This is a genomic window from Salinarchaeum chitinilyticum (assembly GCF_055390775.1).
On the sequence record NZ_AP043888.1, the window covers coordinates 1,414,849 to 1,431,879 of the forward strand.

At 66.0% G+C, this 17,031-nt stretch carries 12 protein-coding genes; 3 read left to right on the forward strand and 9 right to left on the reverse strand.

The window, feature by feature from the left end; translation table 11 throughout:
- Positions 1 to 137: 137 nt before the first annotated feature.
- The 5 genes from ACZ5KP_RS06935 to ACZ5KP_RS06955 are packed head-to-tail and all read right to left on the reverse strand — an operon-like array spanning position 138 to position 6,297.
- Positions 138 to 1,265 (reverse strand): ABC transporter ATP-binding protein, encoded by a 1,128-nt coding sequence (locus ACZ5KP_RS06935; RefSeq protein WP_460923167.1) that lies wholly within the window; start codon positions 1,263 to 1,265, stop codon positions 138 to 140.
- Positions 1,262 to 2,341 carry an ABC transporter ATP-binding protein gene (locus tag ACZ5KP_RS06940; RefSeq protein ID WP_460923165.1) on the reverse strand — a complete coding sequence of 360 codons (1,080 nt, stop codon included), beginning with the start codon at positions 2,339 to 2,341 and terminating at the stop codon, positions 1,262 to 1,264. Before ACZ5KP_RS06940 ends, ACZ5KP_RS06935 begins: the two co-directional genes overlap by 4 nt.
- Before the next feature lies 1 nt (position 2,342).
- Positions 2,343 to 3,482: an ABC transporter permease gene (locus tag ACZ5KP_RS06945; RefSeq protein WP_460923163.1), complete on the reverse strand. Its 1,140-nt coding sequence runs from the start codon at positions 3,480 to 3,482 to the stop codon at positions 2,343 to 2,345.
- The gene (locus ACZ5KP_RS06950; protein ID WP_460923161.1) at positions 3,463 to 4,482 is read right to left on the reverse strand and encodes an ABC transporter permease; all 1,020 of its coding nucleotides are present in this window, start codon (positions 4,480 to 4,482) and stop codon (positions 3,463 to 3,465) included. The genes ACZ5KP_RS06945 and ACZ5KP_RS06950 overlap by 20 nt, the downstream gene beginning before the upstream one ends.
- 27 nt (positions 4,483 to 4,509) lie before the next feature.
- Positions 4,510 to 6,297, reverse strand: a complete 1,788-nt coding sequence (locus ACZ5KP_RS06955) for an ABC transporter substrate-binding protein (RefSeq protein ID WP_460923159.1) — start codon at positions 6,295 to 6,297, stop codon at positions 4,510 to 4,512.
- A 517-nt stretch (positions 6,298 to 6,814) separates the two neighbouring features.
- Between ACZ5KP_RS06955 and ACZ5KP_RS06960 the strand changes: the two genes are divergently transcribed.
- Positions 6,815 to 7,915 (forward strand): Gfo/Idh/MocA family protein, encoded by a 1,101-nt coding sequence (locus ACZ5KP_RS06960; protein WP_460923157.1) that lies wholly within the window; start codon positions 6,815 to 6,817, stop codon positions 7,913 to 7,915.
- 54 nt (positions 7,916 to 7,969) lie between these two features.
- Here ACZ5KP_RS06960 and ACZ5KP_RS06965 read toward each other — a convergent pair whose 3' ends face one another.
- Positions 7,970 to 8,731 carry a ThuA domain-containing protein gene (locus ACZ5KP_RS06965; RefSeq protein WP_460923155.1) on the reverse strand — a complete coding sequence of 254 codons (762 nt, stop codon included), beginning with the start codon at positions 8,729 to 8,731 and terminating at the stop codon, positions 7,970 to 7,972.
- A gap of 298 nt (positions 8,732 to 9,029) precedes the next feature.
- Positions 9,030 to 9,968: a hypothetical protein gene (locus ACZ5KP_RS06970; protein ID WP_460923153.1), complete on the reverse strand. Its 939-nt coding sequence runs from the start codon at positions 9,966 to 9,968 to the stop codon at positions 9,030 to 9,032.
- A gap of 234 nt (positions 9,969 to 10,202) precedes the next feature.
- Between ACZ5KP_RS06970 and ACZ5KP_RS06975 the strand changes: the two genes are divergently transcribed.
- Positions 10,203 to 11,885: a CRTAC1 family protein gene (locus ACZ5KP_RS06975; RefSeq protein ID WP_460923151.1), complete on the forward strand. Its 1,683-nt coding sequence runs from the start codon at positions 10,203 to 10,205 to the stop codon at positions 11,883 to 11,885.
- Between the two features lie 27 nt (positions 11,886 to 11,912).
- On the opposite strand, the gene ACZ5KP_RS06980 is transcribed toward ACZ5KP_RS06975, so the two are convergent.
- Both ACZ5KP_RS06980 and ACZ5KP_RS06985 read right to left on the reverse strand, forming a co-directional pair.
- On the reverse strand, positions 11,913 to 13,271 hold the full coding sequence (locus tag ACZ5KP_RS06980; RefSeq protein WP_460923149.1) for a DUF7405 family protein: 1,359 nt from the start codon (positions 13,269 to 13,271) through the stop codon (positions 11,913 to 11,915).
- 143 nt (positions 13,272 to 13,414) lie between these two features.
- A complete protein-coding gene (locus tag ACZ5KP_RS06985) occupies positions 13,415 to 13,738 on the reverse strand; it encodes a hypothetical protein (protein ID WP_460923147.1) in 324 nt (107 codons plus the stop codon).
- Between the two features lie 346 nt (positions 13,739 to 14,084).
- Between ACZ5KP_RS06985 and ACZ5KP_RS06990 the strand changes: the two genes are divergently transcribed.
- Entirely contained in the window at positions 14,085 to 16,916 is a 2,832-nt protein-coding gene (locus ACZ5KP_RS06990; RefSeq protein WP_460923145.1) for a methyl-accepting chemotaxis protein, read from the forward strand.
- Positions 16,917 to 17,031 lie beyond the last annotated feature (115 nt).

The following is a 17,031-nucleotide window of genomic DNA, read 5'->3' on the forward strand; positions in this document are numbered from 1 at the left end:
GTAACGCCGTCTTTCTCGTCCGCGCTTCCACGCGCTCGCCGAGCCTGTCGCTCGGACACGTCTCCAGGGCAGTAGCACACAAACTGCGCGAGCGCAGCCGCTGATCGACAGTCGAAACCGAGAGAAGAAGACGGCGATCAGTCGTCGGCCTCGGAGTAGAGGTCGCCGCCGCCGTCCGCCTCGTCCGTGATCTGCGGACTCGACCAGTACTCGTGGGAGTCGTCCTCCCGGAAGCACTTGGTCTCGTGGAACTCCTCGGTGGTGTACTCCGGCGGGGTCTGCTCCATGCAGACCTGGCGGGCCTCCGGACACCGAGTGTGGAACCGACAGCCCGGCGGCGGGTTCTTCGGGTCCGGAATGTCGATCTTGCGCACGGGCGGCTTGTCGCTACCCGAGCTATCCGGTGCGAGGTCCGGCGTCGCCCAGCGTAACACCTTGGTGTAGGGGTGCTGGGGGTTGTTGATGATCTTCTCGGCCGGCCCGATCTCGACGAGCTCGCCGAGATACATCACGCCGATGCGGCCGCCGCTGTGGGCCGCGAAGTAGCGCGCGTTCGACAGGTCGTGCGAGACGAACACGAACGACGTGTCGAACTTGTCCTGGAGGTCCAGCATGAGGTCCATCATCTCGACGCGAAGCGACACGTCGAGCGCGCTGACGGCCTCGTCGGCCAGGATGAGGTCCGGGTCCATCAGCAGGGCCCGCACCAGCGCGACGCGCTGTTTCTCGCCGCCCGAGAGCTGGTGGGGGTAGCGGCCGGCGTAGTCGTCCGGCGGCGTCATCCCCACCTCCTCGAGCATCGAGAGCACCTGTCCGCGGCGGTCGCCCGCGCTCATCTGGCTCTGCCAGCGCTTGAGCGGGGCCTCCAGGATCTTCATGACCCGACGGTTCGGATTCAGCGACGAACCGGGGTCCTGGTGAATGATCTGGAGGGACGAGCGGATGTCCTTGTAGGGGATCTCGACGTCACCCTTCCCGTCCTTGGCGTCCCAGACGTCCTGTCCGCGGTACTTGACGCTCCCGCCGGTCGGCCGCTGCAGGCCGATGGTCGTCTTGCCCAGCGTGGTCTTCCCACAGCCGGACTCGCCGACGAGTGCGACGACGTCCTTCTCGTAGATGTCGAGGTCGACGCCGTCGACCGCCCGAACCACTTCGGGCTCGCTGAAGTCGAACAGGCCGCTGCTCTCCTCGAAGTGCACTTCGACTTCCTCGAGGGAAACGAGCGGTTCCTGATCGGCGTATTCGGGATGTGTGTCGACGCTCATCGTGCCTCACTCTCCTCGACCGGTTGCTGTTCGATGTTGAACGGAATCGCCTCGGCAGCGTCCTCCCAGTGGAAACACTCCACCTGGTGGGTGTCGCTGACCTCGTGGAAGTCCGGCGACTCCGCGACGCACTGCTCGTCGGCGAGGGGACACCGCGGATGGTAGGAACATCCCTCGGGGACGTTCACCGGGTCCGGGGCCGACCCCTCGATCGACGTCATCTCCGAGAGCGGTGCGTCGAGGTTCGGCGTCGAGTTCAGTAGTGCTCGCGTGTACGGATGGGCCGCATTCCGGAGGATCTCCTCCGTCGACCCCTTCTCGACGAGCTCGAAGGCGTACATCACCGCCATGCGGTGTGCCAGCTCGGCGACGAGCGGCAGGTCGTGGGTGATGAACACCATCGTGAGGTCGTACTTCTCCTTGAGCCCCTCCAGCAGCGAGAGGATCGACCGCTGCATGAGGAGGTCCAGTGCCGCGGTCGGCTCGTCCATGACGAGCAGATCCGGCTCGAGGACCACCGACAGGGCGATGAGGGCGCGCTGTCGCATCCCACCGCTCAGCTCGTGGGGATAGGACTTGAGCACGCGCTCGGGATCGAGGTAGAGGTCCGAGAGCAGCTCCCGGGCTCGCTCCATCCCTTCTTCGCGGTCGTAGTCGTGGGCCTCGAGCGTCTCGACGAAGTGACCCTTGACGGACATCGTCGGGTTGAACGAGCTCATCGCCCCCTGGAAGACCATCGAGATGTCCTCCCAGCGGAGCCGCCTGAGCTCCTCGTCGCTCAGCCCGAGGACGTTCACGGGATCGCCGTCCTCCGGGTAGTAGGTAATCTGCCCAGAGAGGATGCCCGGGTCGACGACCGCGTCGAGCATCGCGGACGCGAGCATCGACTTGCCACTGCCACTCTCGCCGACGATGCCGAGGATCTCCCCCCGGCGAATGTCGAGGTCGACGTTGTCGAGCACGCGGGAGACGCCACGGCTCATGTCGAAGACGACCTCCGTGTTGCGGAGCTCGATTATCGTCTCCGAGGCGCTGTACATCTCTCCACTCTCGTTTGGTGTGTTGTGCGTGCTCATATTAGGCCATTGCCGGCTGGACACTGTCGTCGTCGTCCATCTCGTGGTCTTCGACTGTGTCACCCTCGTGACGCGTCCGCACGCGCGGGTTGAACAGCCGGTCGGTACCCTGCGAGAGCAGGATGAGGCCGAACGAGAGGAACACGATCGGCGCCATCGGGACGATGATGAGGTACCGCGGGCCGCTCGGTGCGAGCGCACTGTGCTGGGCATATGCCCAGTTCATCATCACGCCCCAGTTCGCGATCGTCGAGTACGACAGGAAGCCCAGGAAGTACAGCCCCACCGTGTCGTAGATCACCCGACGTGCCGAGTAGACGAAGTTGACCATGATGTACGGCATCAGGTTCGGCAGGATGTCCTTCTGGATGATCGTGGGCGTCCCGACGCCCATCGTCCGGGACGCTTCGACGTAGGACTGCTCGCGCAGCGAGAGCACCTGGGACTGGATCGTCCGGGCAAGCCCGGCCCAGACGTTGATCGTCACGACGACCCCGATGAGGTAGGGGTTCGTCGGGTCGAGAATCGCGACGAGGACGATCACCAGCGGGAGGCCGGGGATCGACATTGCGATGTCGGTCAGGGTCATCAGGATCGTGTTGACTACACCACCCTTGTAGCCCGCGACCGTGCCGACGATCGTCGCGACGACGATCGAGAAGACGCCACCCGCCATGATCATCCGGAGCATGCGCGGCGTCGCCCAGACGATCCCGGCGAAGATGTCTCGTCCCTCGGGGTCGGTCCCGAGCGGCGTCTGCCAGTTCTCGAACGGCATGCGACCTCGTTCGTACCCGGCGACGCAGTTACTGCCGTCGGGGTCACAGCCGTAGGCGCTCGACGGTCGCGTGAGCTCCCAGGGCGACCCCACGACGCCGAGGAAGTCGTTCAGGATCGTGTAGCCGCTCTGGTGGAGGTCCACCAGAATGGCGATGAACACGAAGGACCCCAGAATGAGGAGGCCGCTCTTCGTTCGCCAGTCCGACCACGCAATCTTCGCGGGCGCGACGAGGCCCTCGTAGAGGACCTCCTTGTACTCCTGGACGGGACCGACGTCCGTCGCTTCGGCGTCGTCGAACATCTGACCGCCGTCGGTGCGAACGTCGTCCGTCGTGTCTTCCTCAGTAGGCTTCACCTTCATCACCCGATTTGATCCGCGGATCCAGATAGCCGTACGTCAGGTCGGCGATGTACGTGGCGATGACGACGCTCACCGTGATCATCAGGAAGATCGCCATCATCAGCGGGATGTCGGTGTACTGGACGGCGCGGTCCATCCACCAGCCGACGCCCTGATACTGGAAGATCTGCTCCAGGATGACCGACGCACCGAGCATGAACCCGATCGACAGGAGCAGGCTCGTGTAGAGTGGGAGCACTGCGTTGCGGCCCACGTAGCGGAGCGCGATGCGCCTGTCGGGGAGTCCTCGGAGCTGTGCGACGCGCACGTAGTCCTCGCCGAGCACCTGAATGCTGTTACCACGCATCGACAGCGCGAGCAGCCCGTACGCCGTGATGACGTACGACAGTGCTGGCAGCGTCGCGTGCCTGAATGCACCACTGATGAACGCCAGGGTGAAACCCGGGTCGACGCCGTTAGGCAGCTTGTACCGCACAGGGAAGTGCTGCGTGATGATCCCGTCGCCATAGCCGATGTAGATGATCAACAGCAGTCCGGCGACGTAGTAGGGGATCGACGTCGTGACCATGCCCACCAGCGTGTTCGAGAGGTCGAAGAGGGACCCCTCCTTGTAGGCCATGATCGCGCCAAGTGCGAGCGAGATTCCGAAGAGGCCGAACGTCGCGATGGCCATGACGAACAGCGTCCACGGGACGGTCTCCGCCATCAGCGAGTTCAGGTTCTGTTGGGCCTCGATGGAGTAGCCCAGGTTCCCAGAGAGTAGCTCCCCGAAGTACGTGATATACGCCTCGTGGAACGGCGCATCGGGGTCGATCATCAGCTGTTCTGCGATGTTCTTTCGGACGATCTCCGGGTCGATGTTGGGGTTGTTCTGGATGACCTGATCGACGTACGTCGCGACCTGATCCCCCGGCATCTGCCGCGTCAGGAAGAACGCCAGCGATGCGACTGCCCAGAGCGTGAACAGCGCCTGCCCGGTCCGTTTTACGTACCAGTTCATTGGAAATAAGAAAGTGGCCCGCGGCGATCAGTTGGTTCGTGCCTTCATCAGGCCGTCCGTCGCTTCCTCGGTGGCGGAGCCCAGCTTCTCGTTGACCTGGGGGAGCCACCAGAGCGGCCAGAAGACGGAACCGTGCGATCCGACCTCGCCCTCCGGCGGGATGTCGAACTGCGCGGTGTCGATGAAGGACTGCTCGTACTTCTCCATGATGTAGATGACGGGCACGTCCTTGTTGACGATCAGTGCGAGATCCCGGATGTACTGCTCACGCTCGCCCGAGGATGCCGAGGAGAGCGCCTCCAGCGTCTCGTCGATGTTGATCGTGTCGCCGTCGATCTCGACTTCGTTCTTGTCGTAGTGAGCGAAGTGCGAGTTGTCCTCCTCGCGCAGCGTGTTGCGGAGGATGTAGTTGAGGCTGAAGTACGGGATGTTGGCCTGGCTCCCACTCTGGGAGTGCTGGTCGACGGCGAGGTCGAAGCCGTCGCCGAGGTTGGCAGCGTAGGAACCGGGTCCGTTGGAGTTCCCGTTACCTTCGATGCCCCAGCCTGCGTTCTGCACCTGGTCGAGGACGCCCTGCGCCGCGACGGCCCAGTCGGACCACGGTGCGGGGTACGTCATCGTAGAGTTGATGTCGCTCATCGAGTAGCCGGCGTCGGACAGCAGCGACTCGGCCTTGTCGGTGTTGAGCGAGTAGGTGTTGAAGCCCTCGGGGTTCTCGGAGCCGAGGTACGTCTCGACGGTCGCAGCGGTCAGCCCCGTCGGGGTGGGGTGACCGACCTTCGTCGACGCACCGACGTTCTCGATGATCGCGTTGCGGTCGAGCGAGTAGTAGAGCGCCTGGCGGACCTCTCGGATGCTCCACGGCTCGTCGGAGTGGTCCGGCCAGATACCCATCCCGAAGCCGCCGGGGATCTGGAACTGACGGATGGTGTCGGGGAACCGGTCGAGCGTCTCCGGGTCCGCGAACAGGCTGTGAACGCCGTCGAGTTCGCCTGCCTCGAAGGAAGAGTGGAACGCGTTGTTGGAGTCTCGGTAACCCACGTCGTAGCCATTCCAGTTGTAGTGGTTGCCGGCGACGGGGTCGTCGGCGTAGTCCTCGAGTCCGTTACGGGGCTCGTACCGGTGGAAGTTGGATTCTCGGGACGTGAGTGCGAGGGGACCCGACGGATCGGGAGTAGTGACCTCGACGTCGGCGGGCGACTCGTTGTCGGCCTCGCCCTCCCAGATCGACGGCGCGAACGCGGCCTGCCGGTCGAGGACGGAGTACTTAACGAAGTCCTGGCGGGTGTCCTCGGGGTAGCTCACCGTGAGCTCGTACTCGCCGGAGGCCTCGATGTTGTCGCTGAGCTCACCGAGCTGGTCGCCGTTGTTGATCTGGATCTGGAGCTGGAGAACGAGGTCCTCAGCCGTGATCGAGTTCCCGGTGGAGCCCCACGTGAAGTTCTCGGACATGGTGCACACGAACGCGCCGCCGGTGTGCTCCCAGTCCGTGATGAGGTGGGGCATGAACTCGTCGTTGATGTAGTCGTACTGGGTCCAGCGTGCGAACACGCCGAACTGGCTGTGAGGAATGTTCCAGCCAACCGTGGGGTTGTACTGGAACGTGTCGACGGCGAACGAGCCGGAGGCCGTCTCGAACCAGATGTTCTCGTCCTCGTAGTCGTACGGGCCACCGGAGCCGCCGTCGTCACCGCCGCCCCCGTCACCGCTGAGGCAACCCGCGACGGCTGCTGCTCCCGTTGTTCCAGCGAGCGATACGAATTTCCGTCGGGAGACCACGTCGCTATAGTCCCCACTTGAATGGCTATCTGCCATACGATCACTCAGTCATGGTCACACATACATAAATGTTTCATATGTCGGTGGTCGGTAGCAAACGGCGCTGAGCGGGCCGAGATCGGCAGGTACCGTCACTCGGTAGCATCCGGCTTTCACCACCAGATGAGACCGGTCGTCGAGACCAGGAATCCGGCAAGGCTCGCTGGGAGTCCTCGGGAGACGCACAGCCCGGTTTCCGCCTGACGAGCGGCCGCGGTGACGCCGGTAGGTCGCCGTCACGAACAGCCGGAATTCGGTGCATTCGGATCTGGGACGAGAGCGAGGACGAGGGCAACGGTAGATACGTCGAACGCGGCCGCGCTAGGGGAGTAACGCGGTGCTCTCGACAGCGCCGGTCAGGTGAGCACGTTACCCTGCCTGCGCCGGACGCACGAACGCGTTCGGACTCGAGACGACGCTTCCGTCTGCCCGGCAACTGTGTGGCAAACCGTACCTCGCGATCGTCGTTGCCGAGACCGTCAGAGTGAACGCGACTGTTCGTGAAGCCGCGAGTGTGACACTGAGACTCGTGCAGATCGGTACCGGTGGACAGGGCGAGCACTGGTGTCGGGAGACGCTGCCACCGAACGTGGCAGACGGGACGATCGAAGTCGTCGCCGCGGTCGACCAGGACGAAGCCGCGCTGACCAATGCCGTCGACGCGCTCGACCTGGAGCCTGAGCGATGTTTCACGGACGCCGCCGAGGCGCTGGCGGCGGTCGACGCCGACGCCGTGTCGCTCGTCGTCCCACCGAGCGCCCGCGAGCCGCTGATCGACCTGGCAGTCGAGCACGATCTGGACGTCCTCACCGAGAAACCGCTGGCGGACACCATGGAGGACGCCGTCCGCTTCGTCAGGACCGTCGAGGACGCTGGCCTGAAGATGGGCGTCACCATGAGCCACCGGTATCGACGGGACGTCACGTCGCTCCGGCGGACCGTCCAGGCGGGCGACGCCGGCGACGTCGACAACGTCTACAGCCGCTACGCAGTCAACGCTCGATCCTACGGAAGCTGGGCGACGCCGCGACTCTACGACCTCAAGGAGCACCCGCTGCTCGTCGACGGCGCCGTCCACCACCTCGATCTGCTGGCCGACCTCGCCGGCGATCGCGCCGATACGGTCTACTGCCACGCGTGGAACCCGGAGCACTCCGACTTTGCCGCGGAGCCGAACGCGAACGTCCAGCTCGTGATGGAGAACGGCACGAGCGTCGTCTACGAGGGCCAGAACACCAACGCGGCCATGCTGAACGGCTGGGGCGACGAGCACGTCCGCGTCGACGGCACGGACGCGACCCTCGTGCTCGACGGCCACGAGCTGCGGGCGTTTCCGTACGACAGCGAGGCCGAGGGCTGCATCGGCAACGAACGCTTCGAGGACGGCGATCCGGTCGACCTCGACGAGCAGGCGAAGTGGTCGAACGCGTGGCTCGTCGAACAGTTCGCCGACTGGTGTGCTGGCGGGGAGCCGATGGAGACGAACGCCCGCGCGAACCTCCAGGCGATGGCGCTGGTGTTCGCCGCCGTCGAGAGCGCCGATACGGGCGAGGTCGTCGAGGTCCAGCGCGTCCTCGAGGACGCGAAAACGGCCGCCGACGAGGCCGGGGCGTAGTCCGCAGTCTCGTCGGAACCAGCGGAGGGAGAGGGCCCCAAACGACGTCCGCAGTCAGTGGACGCTTCGCTCGTCGCTCGTGTCGATGTCCTCTCGCGGCTCGACGCTTCGGAGATCCGGCACGTCGGAGCGACCGCCAGCGGCGGCCCACTCGACGGCGTTCCCGATCACGTGCTGGACGGTCTCGTCGTGGTAGACGGGGTAGGTCTCGTGGCCCGGTCGGAAGTAGAAGATCCGGCCGTCCTCGCGCTCGTAGCAACAGCCCGAGCGGAACACCTCGCCGCCCTCGAACCAGGAGGTGAAGACGAGTTTGTCGGGATCGGGGACCCGGAATGGCTCCCCGTACATCTCCGCCGCCTCGATCTCGAAACACTCGTCGATCCCCTCGGCGATCGGGTGGCCCGGAGCGACGGTCCAGACGCGCTCGCGCTCGGCGGCTTCACGCCACTGGAGCCCACAGGACGTTCCCATCAGGCGACGGAAGAGCTTCGAGAAGTGACCCGAGTGGAGGACGAGCAGTCCCATTCCGTCGTGGACGTGCTCGATCACCCGGTCGACGACATCGTCGCGGACCTCGTCGTGGGCGGCGTGGCCCCACCACGTCAGCACGTCGGTGTCCGCGAGGACCGATTCGGTGAGTCCGTGTTCGTCCTGCTGGAGCGTCGCGACCCTCGTCTCGAAGCCGCGGTTCTCGAGCGCGTCGGCCAGCACCGCGTGGATCCCGTCGGGATAGATCTCGGCGACGGTGTCGTTCTCGCGCTCGTGGACGTACTCGTTCCAGATCGTGACGGTCGTCGCGTTCGTCTCCGTCGTCATGGTCGGGACTGGGGACCCGCCGGCGTAACTGATTGGCGAACCGGCAAGGCGACCGTAGCGAAGCGCCGAAGGCGGCGGCAACGGTGCTGCGGACAGGGACAGGAGCGGGTCGATCTGCGGATCGATCCCGACGGCGCGGTGGGGGATCGAGGTCGCGAAAAACGACGGGGTCGTGATCTACGCGCCCTAACAGGGTCCCGCCGGCGAGTGAACGGAGACGCAACGACGAGATACACAGCGGGCAACGAATCCGCGTACCAACGCTAGAGCTGTACCTCGAGAGAGAAATAACGGCGACCTAGTTCTGTGCTTCGATGAAGTCGGCGGTCTCGGTGGCGAGCTCTTTGACCTCCTCGGAGACTGCCTCCTCGTCAGACTCGGCGACCTCCCGGAGCGGCTCGACGGCCTCGGGGGCCTCGGCGAAGCCCAGCGCCTGAATCGCGTGGACGCGGGCGACGCGGATGTCGGTGCGTGCGATCTCGATCACGTCGTCGATGACGGGCTCGACCGCCGAGGGATCGTGTTTGGCGACGTTCGCGACGACGTCGGCCGCAGCGCCACGGGCGATCGGCGGATCCGCGTCGAAGGCCTGCTCGATCTCGGTCAGTCGACCGACGAGCGATTCGGGATCGACCTCGCTGACCTCGACGAGCGCGTGGAGCGTCATCTCGCGGATGCCGTAGACGCGCTGGATGTCGTGCTCGACCTCGTCGCCGCGAGCGGAGAGCTGATCCATCACCTTCTCGCGAATCTCGGGCTCCATCTCGTCGAGCTCAGCTTCCGTCGGAACGCCGGTGTCGGGGAGATCGTCCGTGATCGCGAGGAGTTTGTCGACCTCCGCCGCGAAGTCCTCGGGGTAGTGTTCGAGGAGCGGACCGATCGCTCGGCCGGCCCGGTAGCCGGTCAGGGGCGGCATCTCGTCGAGGAGCTCGACGAGTCGCGGGATCGCGGGGCGGACCGCCTCTGGGTACTCGGGGGCGATGCGAGAGAGGACCTGTGCGGCCGTGCTCTCCGCGACGGGGAACTCGTCCTCGAGGTGGTCGATGACGACGTCGACGTGGTCGACGACACGGTCCGGATGCTCGGAGGCGATCGTCGAGAGCGCCATGAGGCCGATGTTCCGGAACGTACCCATCTCGTGGTCGAGCAGTTTGACGATCGCGTCGACCTCGACCGAGGTGGGATCCTCCCGGACTGTTTCGAGAAGATGCTCGTCGTCCGGTGGTTCCTCTGACATGCTTGGGAAGGTACTGACACAGCACCAAGTACCTCACGATCCGAGACAGATGGCAGGCGAGTGATTCTGGGACGGACGGCGGCGGCTCGTTCGGAGACGGACGCGACCGTTCGATTCGGGACTGCAACGGTCTCCCCGGGGCAGCGAACAGGTGGAAAACGCGGTCTGACCCCGGGACCGCGGACGGCGATCACTCCAACAAGCTTATCAGCAGCAGTCAAATCTCTATGGGATATGCGAACGGTCGCCGTGGGCATCGCAGTGGTGTTGCTAGTCTTTCTGGCAGGGTGTGCCATCACGGTCCCCGGCACCGTGGCGGTCGACGGAGCGACGGGCCCGGCGCCGAACGCCACGGACCTGTCCTTCGCCGAGGTCTCCGGGGAGATCGGGTTCGAGTACAGTTCCGTTGAGAGCGGGGCCGGCAACGGCAACGACGGCATCTACGTCGCCGACTACGACGGCGATCTGCGGGACGACGTGCTCGTGCTCGGCGGCGAGTCGCCAGCGCTGTTCCACAACACCGGCGACGGGTTCGAACGCTCCGGCGCCCTGCCGAACGTCTCCACACCGGACGCCGGACGAATCCAGAGCGCGCTCTGGCTCGACCGCGACAACGACGGCAGCGAGGACCTCCTCCTCTTCCCGCGCTCGGGGACGCCGATCTTCCTCGAGAACGAGGGCGGATCGTTCGAGCAGCGGGACGTGGGGCTCGACGACGCGTTCGCCAATCCGGTCGCCGCGACGACGGCGGACTACGACGGCGACGGCTGTCTCGACCTGTTCGTCGCCCAGAACGGCCTCTGGTCGGAGAACACGCCGCAGGCGTGGCAGAACAGCTACTGGGAGACCGACAACGGCAATCCCAACGCCCTCTACCGGGGCAGCTGTGGCGACGGCTTCGAGCGCGCGGACGACGCCGGGATCGGCCCCGACGGCCGCGGCCACCACTGGAGTCTCGCGACGAGCTTCACCGACCTGAACGACGACGGCCTGCCGGACATCCACGTCGCCAACGACTACTACAACGACACGATCTACTACAACGACGGCGACGGCACGTTCACCCGCGAGACGATGGGTTCGTCCACCGACCGGAACGGCATGTCCTCGGAGGTCGCCACCGTGCTTGGCGACGACCGGCCGGAGCTGTTCGTGACGAACATCTTCTTCCCGCGCGATCGGATCCGCGAGCTCCCACCGACCCAGCGGGAGCTCATCTCCGATTTCTTCTCGATCCGCCTCGGGAAGCGGCTACAGGGGAACAACCTCCTCCAGCCCACCGGCGACGGCTACGACGACGTCGGCGACCAGGTGGGGGTCGCGGAAGGGGGCTGGGGCTGGGCGGCCGCGCTCGCGGACCTCGACAGCGACGGGGAACGCGACGCGTTCCACACCACCCAGACGGTCCTGACCTTCGACGAAGAGAACCCCATCTACGACCTCCCGATGGTCTGGCTCCAGCAGGACGGCCAGTTCTACCGCCAGGACGCCGGCGAGATCGGCCTGAAGAGCGCCGACGGGCGGGGCATGAGCCGGATCGACTACGACCTCGACGGCTCGCTCGACCTCGCCGTCGCGACCTACGACGACGAGTACCTGTTCTACGAGAACCAGGCCGAGCAGGGCAACAGCCTCCAGGTCGTCGTCGACGGCGGCGACGCCGGCACCGCCGTCGGCGCGAAGCTCTACGCCACGTCGAACGGCGAGACCCAGCAGTTCGTCTCGAACGCCCGCGCGGACTTCCAGTCACAGGAGAGCAGCGTCCTCCACGTGGGGCTCGGCGACGCGGAGGCGGTCGACGAGCTTCGCGTGGTCTGGCCCGACGGGACGGAACGAACCTTCGAGGACGTTCCCGCCGGCGGCCGGATCCGGATTACGCCCGAGGGGATCCAGCAGCGACTCGAGTACGAGGACTGAACCGCAGCGAGGTGCCCGCCCGACCAGTCACTCCCCGTCGGGCTGGGGAGACGGCAGTGCGCGCTTGGATCGCGGCGGGATGAGATACGTGCCACGGCGCTCGACGGTCAGGAAGTCGACGATGCCGCTGTGGTGGGCGTCGATGTCGTCGGAGCCGAGGTCGTTCATCGCCTCGCGCGTTGCGACGAACTCCTCGATCCCGTGCTGGACCGACGTGAAATTCATCCCCGCGTCGTGCTCGGGGTCGGAGACGTTCCCCTCCGAGCGGCGGAGGATCTTCGGTACGAACGAATCGTCGCGCGCGCGGGCCGTCTTCTGGGTGTGTCCGAGCCGGCCGTGTGCCTCGGCCTTCTCGTCGAGGTTCTCCGTGTTTTCCTCGGTAATGCCGCTGTGCGCGCCGAGATCCTCGGCCGTGTCGCCGACCTGCTCTTCGTCGTAGCTCGTCCCGAACATCTGGGTGACCTGTGCCTGGTCGTCGAGCTCGTACCAGCTATCGAGGTCGATGCCGAGGCGGCTGACGAGCTGGGTCGTGCCGCCGGCGAACGGGCCGTCCTCGAACGTGACCGCGTCTTCGGGTGCGTTCGAGTCGTCGAAACCGGACTTGAACCCCATCGAGAGCGGCGATTCTTCCCTGATTTTGGGGTGGTCGAGCTCCGCCGCGGGGTTGCCGCGGCCGACGACAGCGGGCCGGCGGCCGATCTGCTCGAACACGGAGGCGAAGTCCCCCTCGACGGTGACGCCGTTGATCGCGTCGAGGTTCCCGTTGAGCACCTCCTCGACGGACAGCGGAATTCCGCCGAAGTCACTGTTGAGCAGGATGGCGACGTCTGCCTCCTCGGGCGTGGCCTCGTCTTCGCCGAGTCGGTCGATGACGTCCGCCGGTCGCTGGAGGTCGACGTCCGCCGGGAGCGACTCGTCGAAGCGATCGAAGTAGGTCGGCGCGTAGCCGAGCATGAACAGGAGTCCACGGGCCCACGTCGCCCCCGTGTCGCCGCCGGTGCCGCGCTGGTAGGCGCGCTCGATCGACTTGAACGTGTCCTCGACCGCAGCTCGTTCCGCGGTCGTGGGCGGGACGGAGCCGGTGTACTCGTAGAACAGGACGAGCTGCTGTTCCGGGAGACTCGTGTTGCCAGAGGGCGCACGTCGGAGATACGCGTTCCAGGCGTGCTGGCGCTCGGGCAGTGTCGAGAGGTCCTCGGGACCTTTCGGGTAGTTCTGGTCTTCGGGGGATGGATCGGAATCGGTCGCGTTGGTCGAGTTCCCCGGGGCGTTCGAGGCTCCCGACTCTACGTTGAGACACGCCGACAGTGCGCTGGCCCCGCCGATCGCCACGGCACTCCGGACGAGCTGGCGCCGCGGGATCGCGTCGAACCGATCACGTGACATGGGCACACAGTATGGAGCAGGGGGATAAATGGGTGTTGTACGCTCGCGGGAGAAACCGACGGTGTGAGATCAGACCGATCCGGCGGTGCGAGGTCGGGGAGGATTCCGGGCGGAACCGAGAGGAGCAGGGAGTTTGAAGCGCGCTACGACTCGTCGTCCTCGACCTGCGGGGCGCGCATCCGGTTGCACTGCCAGAGGACGAGTGCGACGCCGGCGCCGGTCGTGCCGAGGAGCACGAACACCATCACCGAGATGACGAACGACGCGGTGGACTGCTCGGCGAGCGACATCGCGATCGCGTTGAGCACCGCGAACACCGTCAGCATGATGAGGAGCATGAAGTAGTACTCCGAGAACTGGCACACGTTGAACCAGAAGCGCGGCCAGAACCCGCTCTGACTCGGTCCGATCCGATCCCGCGGCTCCGAGGCTGGATCGTGCTCCCGGGGAGATCCGTCGCTGGACATACCGGGCATCGTCGGCGATCGGTTATAAATTCGGGCACCGCCGGCGAGCCCGATCGGCCTCGTGCTGGCGCCGGCGGGGCTCCGGAACCGAAGCCACCCACGTAATAGAAATTTGATATTACCGAGTCGTCCGTCCGATCCGCCGTGGTACTCCACGTCCGTTCAGTGAAACGGACGCGTACGCGCGCCTTCACCGGACTGCAACATCGCTAGCGGGGACGCGAGCGCGGGGTGTGCTACCGACTCGAGCAGAAACGATCGGGCAGCACTCAGCAAGCCAACACCTTTAATATCGGGCGAAAGCGTTCCCTACTACATGCCAATTCCCGGAGGGTCGTGAGCAATCATGGCACCGAAACTCTCCTCGCTTCTCGTCCCGTCGTTCATCCAGCGTCGATACACGGCGAAGTTCGTCGTCTCGATTCTCTTCGTCCTGCTGGCGATCGGGATCGTGGGGTACGTGGGGTACGCACAGGTTAACACGACTATCGAGGACAGCACGCAGGAGAACCTCGAAACGAGCGCGTCGATGCAGGCGGACTCGCTCGACGAGTGGACCAGCGCGATGGGCTACCAGACGCGCTCGGTCGCGAACCTCGAGACCGTCCCGAACGGTGACGCGTCCCGGATACCGGCTTACCAGCCGAATTTGCAAGGGTACGCTGCGATACACGTCCTCGATCTATCTACTGGCGAGGTGATGTTCTCGACGGCGCCCGACATCGAAGGGCAGCCCATCGAGAGCGTCGAGGACCCGTGGGGCTCCGCCGATCTCGAGAGCGAGACCAGCGGCGGTTCCCTCTGGACCTCCCAGACGAGCTACGAGTCCAGCTCCGTCCCGGGCACTCAGGTGATCGGATTCGCCGCCCGGACGCCGACCAACTCCAGTCGCGTCGTCGTGATGGACGCCTCGCTGGGAACGCGCGTCGAGCAGCTCCAGCAGAGCGGCGCTGGCGGCGCAGGTGACAGCGCCCAGACGAGCGACATCGTCGACGGCGAGGGGAACTACGTGCTCACCCGCGGAGGAACCGCGGAGGGGTCGATCGAGGACGGCAACCGACTCGAAGCGATCCAGACCGCACTCGACGACGGGACGGTGCAGTTCACCAGCGGCGGTGACGCGCTCCGTGCGTACGCGCCGGTCGACGGCGCCGGGAACGCCGACAACTGGGTCGCGATGACCACCGTTCCCAAGAGCGACGCCTACGCGGTCCGCGACACCGTCGGCCAGAACGTCCTGCTGATCGTCGCCGTCGCGTTCCTGGCGCTCGGTATCATGGGCGTCGTGCTCGGTCGCCAGACCGTCACGCCGCTCCGCCGGCTCCGGTCGAAGGCCCAGTCGATGGAGGAGGGCGACCTCGACGTCGACCTCGAGTCCGGACGCAAGGACGAGATCGGCCAGCTCTACCAGGCGTTCGACAGCATGCGCCTGTCCCTCCGGGAGCAGATCCAGGAGGCCCAGTCCGCACGCGAAGAAGCCGAAGCAGAGCGCGAGCGCATCCAGCGCATCAACGAGGAACTGGAGGCGACCGCGGACTCCTACAGCGACGTGATGCAGCGGGCTGCCGAGGGCAACCTCACCGCTCGCATGGACGCATCGACGGAGAACGAGGCGATGGAGGACATCGCCGAGGAGTTCAACGAGATGCTCGCGGAGATCGAGGGCACGGTCGAGGAGCTCAACGCCTTCGCCGCGGAGGTCGCGACGGCCTCCGAGCAGGTGACCGCCTCCAGCGAGGAGGTCCGCTCCGCCAGCGAGCAGATCAGCGACTCCGTCCAGGAGATTTCCGCCGGTGCGGAACGCCAGAACGACTCGCTGCAGTCCGTCAACCAGGAGATGTCCGACCTCTCGACGACGACCGAGGAGATCGCAGCCTCCTCCAACGAGGTCGCCGACATCGCCGAGCGGACCGCCGAGACGGGGAAGGAAGGTCGCGACGCGGCACAGGCCGCGATCGCGAGCATGCGCGAGATCGAAGACGAGTCGAGCCGGGCGGTCGACGAGATCGGCCAGCTCGAACAGGAGGTCGGCCAGATCGACGAGCTGATCGAGCGGATTCAGGAGATCTCCGACCAGACGAACATGCTCGCGCTCAACGCGAACATCGAGGCGTCCCGGTCCACCAGCGGCGAGGGCGACGGCGGCTTCGGCGTGGTGGCCCAGGAGGTCAAGGAGCTCTCCCAGGACGCGAAGGACGCGGCCGAGGAGATCGAAGACCGCCTCGAGGGCATCCGGGAGCAGACCCGGCGCTCCGCCGAGGAGGTCGAGCAGACCAGCGCGGACGTCGACGAGGCGAGCGAACAGGTCGCCAACGCCGTCGAGGCGCTGGAGGAGATTGCCGAGTACGCCGCCGAGACGAACACCGGCGTGCAGGAAATCTCCGCCGCGACCGAGGAGCAGGCAGCCTCCACCCAGGAGGTCGTCGCGATGGTCGACGAGGCCGCGACGATCAGCGAGGAAACGACCGCGGAGTCCGAGTCCGTGGCCGCAGCCGCCGAGGAGCAGACCACGGCGCTGACGGAAGTGTCGAACTCCGCGAGCGACCTCTCCGAGCAGGCGGCTCGCCTCTCGGAGGCGCTCGACCGCTTCGACACCGACGCGGACGCGGAGACAGACGAGACCCGAATGCTCGACGGCGAGCAGCTCGAGGGTGACCTCCCCGAGGGCGACGGGCTCGACGACGGCACCGACGAGGACATCGAGGACGTCGAGGAGGACATCGACGCCTTCCAGCCCGGCGTCGAGGCCGACGAGTTCGGTGCCGACGCCGCGGCCGAGCCCGAAGGTGGCGTCGACGAACCTGCCGCCGCACCGGCAGCCGAACCCGAGGAAGGTGACGAACCGGGCGACGACGCGGACGCCGACGACTCCGACGCCAACGCGGCGGAGGATGAGGACGTCTTCGAGTTCGGCGGCCCCGAGGGCAGCGACGTCGTCGACGGGCTCGACGAGGAGTCCGCGGACGGCGACGGTGCCGCTGACGACGCTGCCGCGGACGCAGCGGGCGCGCTCACCGACGTCGCTGGCGTCGGCGAGACGAAGGCCGACGCGCTCCGCGCGGCCGGCTACGAGACCGTGGCCGACCTCCGCGCGGCGACCCAGGCCGAGCTCGCGCAGGTCGAGGGCATCGGCGACGCGCTGGCCGTCGAGATCAAGGACGACGTCGGTAGCGAGTAACCGACTGCGACGCGGTTCGTTTTCGAGACGATTCTTTCTGGGTCCGTCCTGGCTTCGCTACCTGATCGGTTCCACCGCCTCTCGTAGCGGGGCTCCGTCCACGTCGGCAGGTCTT